Source organism: Corynebacterium sp. c8Ua_99, from assembly GCF_039907185.1.
GTDB lineage: Bacteria > Actinomycetota > Actinomycetes > Mycobacteriales > Mycobacteriaceae > Corynebacterium > Corynebacterium jeikeium_D.
Map to the genome: position 1 here is coordinate 1 of NZ_JASBOG010000018.1, position 11,489 is coordinate 11,489.

At 57.8% G+C, this 11,489-nt stretch carries 11 protein-coding genes and 1 tRNA gene; 5 read left to right on the forward strand and 7 right to left on the reverse strand.

Annotated elements, in window-relative coordinates; translation table 11 throughout:
- Positions 1-105: 105 nt before the first annotated feature.
- From QKE19_RS09695 to QKE19_RS09705, 3 genes are read right to left on the reverse strand one after another with little or no spacing between them, the layout of a single operon-like run.
- Positions 106-705 (reverse strand): hypothetical protein, encoded by a 600-nt coding sequence (locus QKE19_RS09695; RefSeq protein WP_016421572.1) that lies wholly within the window; start codon positions 703-705, stop codon positions 106-108.
- Positions 706-713: 8 nt separating this feature from the next.
- Positions 714-1,388, reverse strand: coding sequence for a hypothetical protein (locus tag QKE19_RS09700; protein ID WP_005511744.1), 675 nt, complete (start codon positions 1,386-1,388; stop codon positions 714-716).
- 47 nt (positions 1,389-1,435) lie between these two features.
- Complete coding sequence (locus QKE19_RS09705; RefSeq protein WP_048734421.1) at positions 1,436-2,032, reverse strand: hypothetical protein; 597 nt, start codon at positions 2,030-2,032, stop codon at positions 1,436-1,438.
- Between the two features lie 518 nt (positions 2,033-2,550).
- On the opposite strand from QKE19_RS09705, the gene QKE19_RS09710 reads away from it, so the two are divergent.
- Positions 2,551-2,742, forward strand: a complete 192-nt coding sequence (locus QKE19_RS09710; RefSeq protein ID WP_049191052.1) for a hypothetical protein — start codon at positions 2,551-2,553, stop codon at positions 2,740-2,742.
- A 50-nt stretch (positions 2,743-2,792) separates the two neighbouring features.
- Here the strand turns inward: QKE19_RS09710 and QKE19_RS09715 are convergent, their stop codons facing one another.
- Together QKE19_RS09715 and QKE19_RS09720 are read right to left on the reverse strand one after the other, a co-directional pair.
- Positions 2,793-3,560 carry an FMN reductase gene (locus tag QKE19_RS09715; RefSeq protein ID WP_347890883.1) on the reverse strand — a complete coding sequence of 256 codons (768 nt, stop codon included), beginning with the start codon at positions 3,558-3,560 and terminating at the stop codon, positions 2,793-2,795.
- On the reverse strand, positions 3,560-4,681 hold the full coding sequence (locus QKE19_RS09720) for a CE1758 family FMN-dependent luciferase-like monooxygenase (RefSeq protein ID WP_049171747.1): 1,122 nt from the start codon (positions 4,679-4,681) through the stop codon (positions 3,560-3,562). The genes QKE19_RS09715 and QKE19_RS09720 overlap by 1 nt, the downstream gene beginning before the upstream one ends.
- 303 nt (positions 4,682-4,984) lie before the next feature.
- On the opposite strand from QKE19_RS09720, the gene QKE19_RS09725 reads away from it, so the two are divergent.
- The 3 genes from QKE19_RS09725 to QKE19_RS09735 all read left to right on the forward strand — a co-directional run bounded on the left by QKE19_RS09725 (position 4,985) and on the right by QKE19_RS09735 (position 9,018).
- Positions 4,985-5,521 carry a YceI family protein gene (locus QKE19_RS09725; protein ID WP_016421578.1) on the forward strand — a complete coding sequence of 179 codons (537 nt, stop codon included), beginning with the start codon at positions 4,985-4,987 and terminating at the stop codon, positions 5,519-5,521.
- A 136-nt stretch (positions 5,522-5,657) separates the two neighbouring features.
- On the forward strand, positions 5,658-7,040 hold the full coding sequence (locus tag QKE19_RS09730; protein ID WP_306295413.1) for a pyridoxal phosphate-dependent aminotransferase: 1,383 nt from the start codon (positions 5,658-5,660) through the stop codon (positions 7,038-7,040).
- 544 nt (positions 7,041-7,584) lie between these two features.
- Complete coding sequence (locus tag QKE19_RS09735; protein WP_187404903.1) at positions 7,585-9,018, forward strand: YibE/F family protein; 1,434 nt, start codon at positions 7,585-7,587, stop codon at positions 9,016-9,018.
- On the opposite strand, the gene QKE19_RS09740 is transcribed toward QKE19_RS09735, so the two are convergent.
- Together QKE19_RS09740 and dcd are read right to left on the reverse strand one after the other, a co-directional pair.
- Positions 9,015-10,397: a UDP-glucose/GDP-mannose dehydrogenase family protein gene (locus QKE19_RS09740; protein ID WP_347890884.1), complete on the reverse strand. Its 1,383-nt coding sequence runs from the start codon at positions 10,395-10,397 to the stop codon at positions 9,015-9,017. The genes QKE19_RS09735 and QKE19_RS09740 overlap by 4 nt on opposite strands.
- A 201-nt stretch (positions 10,398-10,598) precedes the next feature.
- Positions 10,599-11,180 carry a dCTP deaminase gene (gene dcd / locus QKE19_RS09745; protein WP_038626826.1) on the reverse strand — a complete coding sequence of 194 codons (582 nt, stop codon included), beginning with the start codon at positions 11,178-11,180 and terminating at the stop codon, positions 10,599-10,601.
- Positions 11,181-11,387: 207 nt separating this feature from the next.
- On the opposite strand from dcd, the gene QKE19_RS09750 reads away from it, so the two are divergent.
- Positions 11,388-11,461: transfer RNA gene (locus QKE19_RS09750), tRNA-Gly, on the forward strand.
- Positions 11,462-11,489: the final 28 nt, after the last annotated feature.

Consider the following 11,489-nt stretch of genomic DNA (forward strand, 5'->3'; position numbering starts at 1 on the left):
GAATTGAGCCTTTGCAGGCCCGAGATGGATAGCAAAAAGGGGCATATTCACTTTCGCGAATATGCCCCTTTTACCCGTGCTGAGTGTGGAGAGAGAACTGTGTAACTACTGGATGGTCACCTCGACATGTCGCTCGCGCGGAGCCACACCGAAGTAGGTGCGCCCAATTGGCTCCCACGTCTTCGAGTTGGCGTTGCAGCGAACAGTCTGTCCGGCGAACTCGTCAACCAGGAATCCCCAGCTCAGACGACCAGTTTCACCCTTGCGTACTTCGTATGGCCCGATCTTCTGCCCGAGGCTCCAAACCATCTCTCGGGAGTATTCCCAGGAGTACTTGCGGTTGAGCTCCTTGCTGACCTTCACACTGACAGAGATATTGGTCCACCACTTCTTGGTCTTGGACTCCTTGATGGTCTGCGTCAGCGGAATCGGCTCATCACCGATGTCATTCTTCGTAGAAACAACGCCCTCAACGTCGTAGCGAGAGCCGGTGATTTCCACGAACTCAGCCACCGAACCCGGAGCTTCACAAGTGGTTCCCGGTGCCGGACCGCGGTCAACTGCCGCCGGCTTGGGCACTGGTACCCACTCCTCCGGCGCGAACGGTTCACCGGCTCCTGGATTCGGGGCGGCCACCGCTGTCGGAGCACCGAGTCCGAGCGCAAAGACCGTCGTCAAGCACATGGCGACAACACGCTTTTTCATAACTGCTCCTAGTCGTTAATCGTGGCGGATGCCGGGCCGCCGTCACCGGAGTTACCGCTGACAGGCGCCCACTGCTGACGGTGCTCGCCCTCCTTGGTGGTCTTGTGCCAGACCACGAAGCGAGTCGACGGCCCCTTGCCGTTGTACTCACCGAAGTAGGGCTCACCGCGCCACAGGCCGGTCTTCTGGTCACAGGTGCGAACACGGCCAATGAAGGACTTCATGTGCACGCCGTAGTCTGCGCGAACGGTCTCACCGGGGTTGACGGTCACCGGGCCCAGCTTGTCGCCAACCGACCACTGACTGACCTCGACGATGCCGTACTTGTTCTTCACCCCGTGGAGGAACACGTCCCACATATTTCCGGAGCTCATGGCCTTCACAGACTCGTTGACTCCCTCTGTCACCTCGAGGGTGTACTGAATAGGGCGGTCAGTGCGGTTGGTGAATGAGTTAGTGCCGTTGTAGCGGTCCCATTCGTCGGTAATCCACTGTTCCCAGGGGTGACGCTTGGCATCCTTGACCGGGTCACATTTATCCGTATTGGTGAAACCGGTGTGGTGCTCATCCTGGTCAGGGGTCTGGGTCAGCGGGGTCGCCGCGGCCTGTCCAACGATGCCTGGTGCAAGAAGACTTGCACCCATCACCGCGCAGGCCAGGGCCTTCTTTTTCAGGCTCAACATGGAGAAACTTCCTTCTGCTTCGAGGTCTTAAAGAGGCTCAGCCCGTCTTAGACGGCGTACTCCTTGACCTGTGCCGGAGCAGCACCGTCGACGGAGCGATCAGCTTCGTTGGCGCGCATGGAAACGCGAATGTGGCGCTCCTTCGGGATGGTGCCCCAGTACGGACGACCTGCGTCGATCCACTTTCCGCCCTTACAGGTCAGGTGAGTACCTTCGAAGGACTGGTTCAGGAAGCCATACTCCAGAACACCGGTGTAGCCAGGCTTGACTGGGTACGGGCCGAGGGTCTGGCCAACTTCCCAGGTCTGAGTGGACTGGTAGCCGGCGCTAAAGGTGACATGGAAGAGCTTGAGCAGGTCGAAGTCGACCGAACCGCCGACGTTCCAGGACTTGGTCTTGCCCTCCTTCAGGGTCTGGGTCAGCGGCAGGTCGGTGTCGCCGTAGTTAGCGACAGTCGCAGTACCTTCGACCTCGAACTTCGAGCCGGTGATCTTCAGGGACTGGCCGGACTGGCCTTCAACGGAGCAGGTGCCACCGACGGTGCCCGGGGTAGGGGCTGGGGCAGCTTCCGCCATCGGGGCGACAGCCAGCGAGGACATGGTAACCAGGGCTGCAATGGAGCCGGAGAGCAGGGTCTTCTTCACGGCGAAATCCTTTCAGGATGTGACGAGCAACTCGTAAGGAAATACTTGAACTGACACCTGCAAAGGTAAGTCGAAATTCAGCGTTTTGTAATGGAAACCTTTCGACTGGCTTTACGACGGCCGCAGCAATTATCCACATAGTAAAAATGGAATCTCACCGATTTCTGCCACGCGAAAATACGACATCTAATTGACCTTGACCAGCGATTATGGGCGCCACAATAAGATTTCGGCGATCAATTCAATCGCATCAGAACTACGCCTTTTGAACCAATTCAAAAATGCCTCGGTCGGCCACTTGGTACTAGACAATCAACATTTCGGCCACTAGTCCACCTACATAAAGACACCAGAGAGTAGCCGAATGGCCACCCCCAGGCGCGGGCAGGTAGAGAGACCTCCACACTTCACACTCTTGATTAAATAGTTATGATTTCTTTATTAATCACTGGCGAAGTCCGGCAGTCCACAAAGCCCTGACACTTTGCCGAGGCAGATATCTTTCGGAGTACTACCTAATGTTTCGACGCACTTCTGTTCTTGCTACCACCATTGCATCCGCAGCACTTTCCCTGAGCGCGCTGACCGGCGCCCCGGCCGCTACCGCAGCACCGACAGCTACAACCAGCAGCGACGACCTGCAAGTTAAGGAATACGCTCTTTCCGATACCTTCTCTTGCGACTACTACAACCTCCCGTGGTGCCGCTAAAGAGCGCTGACCCCCTACCCCTCCTCTGCCGCCCCTTCACGTGAGCGCGGCTACTTCGCGGTGCCGTCGAGCCCCTCTAGCAGTGTGACAAAATCCGTGACGTTAGTATCCACCCGCGTGTTTGTACTGCGTCGCTGGTTCGGCTCGCCAACACCCCGATTCCCCTCGCTGGCCCCGCCCGCTGAATGCTCCGCGCCCTTTTCTTCAGCTTCGTTCCCAAAATCTGGACCAAAACCGACTACGGCCGAGCGAACACCGACAAGGTACTCGGCAAGCTCACGAGCTGCACGCACGACGCGATTGTTCATCTCCGCGCCGGACACTCCGCCGGCGCCATTTCCGGCACCATCGCCAGCACCAAAGTCCTCAGTGGCTGCAAATACAGCAGTCGGCATAACCGTGCCGCGCAGGTAGCTAAACAGCGGACGCATCGCATACTCCAGCACCAACGAATGTCGTGCTGTGCCAGCCGTCGCAGCAATAATGACCGGCATGGAAGTCAGCGCATCCTTATCCAGGGCGTCGAAAAACATCTTGAACAACCCCGAGTAAGACGCTGCGAACACCGGGGTCGCGGCAATCAATCCATCAGCACCGCTGACAGTCTCGAGGGCGGCGCGCAATTTTTCGTCGTAAAGCCCTGTGGACATCACAGTGCCGAGGCTGACAGCGAGTTCGCGCAGCTCGACGTACTCAATTTGGAGCCCCTCGCCACGCTTGGAGACCTGCGCCTCGACGGCCTCCGCGATGCGGTCGGCAAGGATGCGCGTGGTTGATGGATCGGAAACACCGGCACTTACGACGACGAGCTTTTTCACTACTGATTCCTTTCAGCCGGGCGGACGAGAAGGTGCGGGGAATCTGCGCCCTCGGCAACCAGCGAGGCATGCGTCGGCGGGTCGGAAGGCACGTGCGCCGGACGGCGGCGCTCGAACTCTTCACGCAGGACCGGAACGATTTCGGTTCCCAGGATTTCAACCTGCTCCAACGCCATTTCCAGCGGCAGGCCGGCGTGATCGATAAGGAAGAGCTGACGCTGGTAGTCGCCAACGGCGTCTGCATAGCCCAGGTAACGTTCGATGATTTGCTCAGGCGTGCCGACGGTCAGTGGAGTGATGTTCTCGAATTCTTCCAGAGATGGCCCATGTCCATAGACCGGGGCATTGTCGAAGTATGGGCGGAAAATCTCCTTGGCCTTCTTCTCCGTCTCAGCGGCGAAGACCTGACCGCCAAGCCCGACGATTGCCTGATCAGCAGCACCATGACCGTAGTGCTCATAGCGCTGGCGGTAGAGATTGACCATGGCTGTGGTGTGCTCGATATTCCAGAAAATGTGATTATGGAAGAAGCCGTCCCCATAGAAGGCGGCCTGCTCAGCAATCTCAGTGGAGCGGATTGAGCCGTGCCACACGAAAGGTGCTACACCGTCGAGCGGGCGCGGTGTGGACGTAAATGACTGCAGCGGAGTGCGGAATTGACCTTGCCAATCCACATTCTCCTCACGCCAAAGGGTGCGCAGCAGGTGATAGTTCTCGATGGCCAGCGGAATTCCCTTGCGAATATCCTTGCCAAACCACGGATAAACCGGCCCGGTGTTGCCGCGGCCCATCATCAGATCAATGCGACCTTCGGAAAGGTGCTGGAGGTAGGCGTAATCCTCGGCGATGCGCACGGGGTCGGTGGTGGTAATCAGCGTTGTCGAGGTCGACAGAATCAGATTTTCGGTCTGTGCTGCGAGGTTGGCTAATAAAATCGGCGGGTTCGCCGGTGCCACAAACGGTGGATTGTGGTGCTGGCCAGTAGCAAATACATCGAGGCCGACCTCTTCGGCCTTCTTCGCTAGGGCGACAGTTGCCTTAATTCGCTCATGTTCAGTAGGGATTTGTCCAGTCGTGGGATCTTTTGTGACGTCGCCAATTGTAAAAATTCCGAATTGCATAATTCTCAATCCTAAATAGCAGTTGTTGACATGTCAACGCCTGTTATGCTGGGCATAAGCACTTAAAACGACTCCACATGAACCGCCTCCAACCAAAGGAGCCTCGCCCAGCCATGACAAAACCCCGAACCGATCGCCCGACCGGATGTGCGCTTCTAAAAAATATTCGGCATTTTCTTTGACCTTTGTTGACACATCATCACATCTAGAGTTATCGTTGACACGTCAACACTGAAAGTTGGTTCCGGCGGACAAAAATACTTCGAAACATTCGAGATACTTTTAACTTTTAGGAGATTCACTATGGCTCTTCAGTCTGGCAACTACGTTCTTGATGCACAGCACTCCACCGTTGGATTCACCGTTCGTCACGCAATGATCACTAAGGTCCACGGTCAGTTCACTGAGTTTGAGTCCGTTATTAATTTTGATGCCGACAAGCCGGAGAATTCCACGGCAAAGGCGACCATTCAGGCGAACTCCATCAACACCAACAACGAGGAGCGCGACAACCACCTGCGCTCGAAGGACTTCTTCGGCACCGACGAAAACCCAACCTTCGAATTCGTTTCCACCGCTATCGAGCTCCAGAGCGAAGAAAAGGCCACCGTTACCGGCGACCTGACCATCAACGGCATCACCAAGCCGGTCACCCTGGATGTCGACATTTTCGGCTCCGCTGAAGACCCATGGGGTCAGACTCGCGTTGGCTTCGAAGCAGCCACCAAGATTGACCGCACCGATTTCGGCATCGATTACAATGCTCCTATTAAGACTGGCGGCCTGCTCCTTGGCAACGAGATTTCCCTGCAGATCGACGGCTCCGCAGTTAAGCAGTAACTAGCAGCCAGAACCCCAGCTGCCCGCAACCCAGTAAAGCGTCCTGCATCCTCATGCAGGGCGCTTTTGCGCAATCAATGTGCAATTAATCTGCCCCCGCTGTGAGAAAAGCATGGTGCGGGAGCAAAAAAGTGGCATGCTTAGACAGGTGAGTTCCAGTAAAGACACTTCCCAGGGCACCGAAACCACCAACGAGACAACGCAGGACGCTCAGACTGCGCAGGCCGCTCAGGCCGAGCAGTCCCGTGCTGCCCGTGTTGCCGCCCGTCGTGGAAACATCAGGGCACCTCGCCGCACTCCACTGAAGACACTGGACCAATCCTCCAAGCTGCAGAACGTCCTCTACGACATTCGCGGTCCGGTGACTACTCTCGCCGAACAGATGGAGGCCGACGGCCACCGCATCATGATGCTCAACACCGGCAATCCGGCAAAGTTCGGCTTTGATGCACCTGACACCATCGTGCAGGACATGGTCCGCGCCCTCCCCCACGCACAGGGCTACTCCGAGTCCAAGGGTATTTACTCCGCACGCCGTGCCGTCGTCACGCGCTATGAGATGGACCCGGACTTCCCCCGTTTCGACGTCAACGACGTCTGGCTGGGCAACGGCGTCTCCGAGCTGATTTCCATCACCACGCAGGCGCTGCTCAACGAGGGCGATGAGGTCCTCATTCCAGCTCCGGATTACCCGCTCTGGACGGCAGCAACCACCCTCGCCGGCGGTAAGGCCGTCCACTACACGTGTGATGAGGAGAATAACTGGGCTCCGGATGTCGAAGACATTCGCTCGAAGGTGACGGATCGCACGAAGGCGATTGTCATCATCAACCCGAACAATCCGACCGGCGCGGTCTACACACGCCAGACACTCGAAGCCATCGTCGATATCGCTCGTGAGCACTCACTCCTGCTGCTTTCCGACGAAATCTACGACCGCATCCTCTACGACGATGCAGAGCACATTTCCACTGCTTCCTTGGCCCCGGATTTGCTCTGTATCACCTTCAACGGCCTGTCCAAAACCTACCGCGTGGCCGGCTACCGCGCGGGCTGGATGGTACTGACTGGCCCGAAGCGCCACGCAGAGGGCTTTATCGAGGGAATCAACCTGCTGGCCAGCACCCGTCTGTGCCCGAATGTCCCTGCTCAACACGGCATTCAGGTGGCACTTGGCGGTTACCAGTCCATCGAGGACCTGATCTTGCCAGGCGGTCGCCTGCTGGAGCAGCGCAATGTCGCCTACGAGGGACTGACTTCAATTCCGGGCGTGAGCTGCGTAAAGCCGATGGGCGCCATGTACGCATTCCCGAAGCTGGATCCGAACGTCTACGAAATTCACGATGACGAGAAGCTGATGCTCGATATCCTGCGTGAAGAGAAGATCCTGATGGTCGGCGGCTCTGGCTTCAACTACCCGACGCCGGATCACTTCCGAATTGTCACCCTGCCATGGGCACGCGACCTGAAGGAAGCTATCGAGCGCCTGGGCAACTTCCTGGTCAGCTACAAGCAATAGCAGTACTTAGGGTTGCGCACGCTATTGGTTCTGCCCTTCTCACATATCGATGCGCTATTCACTTATGGACACACTGGAGCGCATCGATGAGTGAGTATTGCATCGATAGGTGAGCCATAGCGCTGATGACTACGGCTCGGCGCGCCGGAATGGCGGTACGCCTTCCGGTGCTGGTGCAGCGATTAGGTTATTAAGGGTGGGCAGGCATTCAAAAGATTCAATGAACTCTGACAACCAGCAACCTTTTCACGTTGCTCCGGGTTCCGACATAGGTGCGCATCTCGACGTACTGAAGAACTCGAACAGCGGCTCCCCTACCGGCCGGTTCCGGGCTGTCAATACCGCGAATCAACCCAACTCTGCAACCTCGGCTGCCCCAGCACGACTTGCAGAGCCTGCCGCACATTCAAAACCAGCACCGGCACGGCAAAACGAACCTGCACAAGCCAAACCAAAACCAACGAAACCGCGGCACAACCCCACAAGAGCACGTCGCTTACTGGCCACAGTTCTCACAGTTGCTGGTATTGCCACTTTCCTCGCAGTGATTGGGCTCTGGCCATCGGGTGAAGCTCCGAGCCCAGGGCCGGGATTCCTGCAGTCACAGACGTCAGCTGCAGAGACGGTCAAGGGAACCGTCGTAAAGCACAGCGTCGGCGCGTGCAATTCGCCTGACAACGGACGCGTCTTCGACGACCAGCCGCGGCCAGGGCTGACGGCTTCGCTCAACGACCCCGCGGCGCCGAAGTGCCAGCTCTCGGTCATTGAGCTGACCTCGGGTCCAGACGAGGGCAAGAAGACTCTGCTGGAGGCATCCGGCCTTCCCGGCGAGATTGAGCTGGAGGAGGGAGACAAGGTCGTCCTGGCAATTCACCGTCCAAACGCGGCCGGTACCGGAGCTGTCGACAATGGTGCCGTGCCGGATTCGGGGTTGATGACACCGGCTCCCGGAGTTGTGCCCGCGCCTGCCCCTGAGGGCGCAGAGGGTGAGCCTGCTCCTGATGCAGAGGCTCCGGCCCCAGCTCCAGCCCCGGAGCAGGAACCAGCACCTGAATCCGGCGCAGAAGCCCCCGCTGCCCCCGCTGCCCCCGCTGCTCCCGAGGCCGACACTAATGTCGTCGACCTCGCACCTCATCAGGTTGTCGACACCGCTAGCATCGGCAACACCTACACCTTCCTGGACATGGATCGCACCACGACGATCTGGTTGTGGCTCGGCGCGGCAGTACTTCTCATCATCCTCGTCGGCATGACTCGCGGAGTCTTGAGCCTCATTGGTCTTGGCATCACGTTGGCCGCAGTGATGGGATTTCTGGTTCCGGCACTGCTACGCGGCGGCGATCCTGTGGCCTTAGCCATCACGGCGGGCGCGGCGATTCTCTTCCCTGTGCTCTTCCTCGTTCATGGCATCAACTGGAAGTCAGCTTCCGCACTGGCGGGAACACTCACCACGATGGTGCTGGCGGCGGGCCTGGCCAACCTCGCAATCTCCACGTCGCAGCTACGTGGTCTCGGCAACGAGGACAACCTGCTTATTCAGCTTTACCTGCCTGACGTCTCCGTCACAGGTCTGCTTCTGGCGGGATTCATCATCGGCGCGTTGGGTGTGCTTAACGACGTCACCATCGCCCAGGCCTCTACCGTCCAGGAGCTCTACGAAGCAGCTCCGCGGTCGCGGCCTATGGAGGTCTTCCGCTCGGCAATGCGCGTCGGTCGCGACCACATCGCGTCGATGGTCTACACACTGGTACTGGCGTACCTCGGCACCGCACTGCCGCTATCGATTTTGTTAAGCGTCTCCGACCGGCCGCTGATGCAGTCGTTGACCTCCGATGTAGTGGCCACAGAACTACTGCGTTCCACCATCGGTGCGGTTGCTTTGGTACTCGCGGTGCCGATTACCACCCTTATCGCCGCCTATACCGTGGCTCCGGAGGGTATGAAGTTTCCGAAGCGCTCGCGAGCAGCTAGCATTTAGCCGCGGCCGAGGCAGGTGACATCCCAGCCTGCGGCACGCCACTGATCGGTTGGCAGGCAGTTGCGGCCGTCAAGCACCGCTGCGCGCTTGACCAGTTTCTTCGCAACCACCGGGTCGATATCGCGGAACTGCTGCCACTCGGTGGCGACGACAACCATCTCCGAGCCTTCCAGAGCTGCTTCGATGCTCGGTGCGTACTCCAAGGTCGGGAAATTCTTCTTGGCGTTCTCCATGGCCTGTGGGTCGTAAACGCTCACCGAAGCGCCTGCCAACGACAGCGAACCGGCAATCGACAGCGCCGGGGAGTCACGCACATCGTCAGAGTTCGGCTTGAAAGCCGCACCCAGCACAGTCACGGTGTGACCGAGCAACGAGCCACCAAAGCTGCCGCGTACCAGGTCAACGGTCTTTTCACGGCGACGCATGTTGATTGCATCGACCTCGCGCAGGAAAGTCAGCGCCTGGTCAACGCCCAGCTCACCAGCGCGGGCCATAAATGCGCGGATATCCTTCGGCAGGCAACCGCCGCCGAAGCCCAGCCCCGCATTGAGGAAGCGGCGGCCAATTCGAGCGTCCATACCGATGGCGTCGGCAAGCGTGGTGATATCCGCACCTGTGACCTCACAGATTTCAGAGACCGCGTTGATGAAGGAAATCTTGGTGGCGAGGAATGCGTTCGCCGACACCTTCACCAGCTCTGCGGTGGCGGTGTCCGCGACGATAAACGGCGTCTCACGCTCAAAGATAGGGCCGAAGCACTCGCGCAGACTTTCCTCAGCGATCGATTCGACTTCCTGACCTGCACCATTGAGGATCATGCCCGGCTTCTGGGTGCCCAGCACCACACGGTCCGGCTCGAGAGTGTCCTTCACCGCGAAGCCCTCGCGCAGGAACTCCGGGTTCCAGGCAATCTCGAGACTGGTGTTCTTCAACTCATCGTCGCCGGATGCGGCGCGCTCACTGAGCATCTCCGCAGCCAGCTCCTGCAAGCGCGGTGCGGTACCGACGGGCACAGTGGACTTACCAAACACTAAATGCTTGCCGACGACGCGCTTGGCCAATTCGGTAATAGCTGCGTCCACATAGCGAACATCGGCTGCGTACGAGCCCTTGACCTGCGGAGTTCCGACACCTACGAAGTGGACGTTCGCAGATTCAACAGCCTCGTCGTAGTTAGTGGTGAAACGTAGTCGCCCCGACTCAACGTGCTTCTTTAGCAGTTCGGGCAAGCCGGGTTCAAAGAAAGGAACTTGGCCTGCGGACAATGCCTCAATCTTGGCGGGATCAACATCTACGCCGAGAACCTCGTGGCCTAACTCCGCCATCGCCGCGGCATGAGTGGCGCCAAGGTAACCCGTACCAATAACCGTAATACGCATAAGGGCTATTATTTATCGAAAGATAAAAGGCCCTCAAGCCGATTTAACCCTTAAATGGTGTGAACTAAAGGCCCATATTTAGGCTTTTCACCTGCGGAAACTCTTTATTGAACAATTGTTTCCATTTCTTCACCGAGAATTCACTCGGGGCTATTCACAATTCATTTATATTCCGAGTTCATATCCCGAGTTTCAGGTGCCTTATTCCTCATCACGGAAGTTCAGGTACGCACGCGACGGCGTCGGGCCGCGCTGCCCCTGATACTTCGAACCGAGCTTGCCGGAACCGTAAGGCACTTCTGCCGGCGAGGACATCTTGAACAGTGCCAGCTGGCCGACCTTCATATTTGGCCACAGTGCGATAGGCAAGTTCGCCACATTGGATAGCTCCAGCGTGATGTGACCTGAAAACCCTGGATCAATAAAGCCGGCGGTCGAGTGCGTTGCCAGGCCCAGACGCCCCAGCGAAGACTTACCTTCCAGGCGGCCTGCCAAGTTCGGAGGAATAGTGAAGTACTCCAGGGTCGATGCCAGGACGAACTCGCCCGGGTGAAGAATGAAGGGCTGCCCTTCTGGAACCTCGTGCGGGGACGTCAGTTCTTCCTGCGGCAACTTCGGATCGATGTGCGTGTACTGCGAGTTGTTAAAAACTCGGAAGAACTTGTCCAGACGCACGTCGATGGACGAAGGCTGAATCATCTTCGGGTCAAAAGGATCAATGCCGAGATGGCCGGAGCCTTCGGCATCGATAGCGGCACGAATATCACGATCTGAGAGCAACACATAGACCAGCTTAACCGCTCTGTAATGCACAGCGTGCGCGGGTTGCAGGATATGCCCGCGATAAATTCAGCGGAGCTGCTGCCAACCAATTTTTTCGACGCGAATCGAGAGTGCTACATTGAAGTTACAGAGGGCGACTGATTTCCTGCATGCCACACCTACTGTGCCAATCCCGTGGCGTGCTTTTAATCATTCCGCCTACTGTGTGCCGATGTAGTTCAATGGTAGAACTCCTGCTTCCCAAGCAGGCGGCGCGGGTTCGATTCCCGTCATCGGCTCCACTATGACGTCGAAAATGATAAGTAGGCG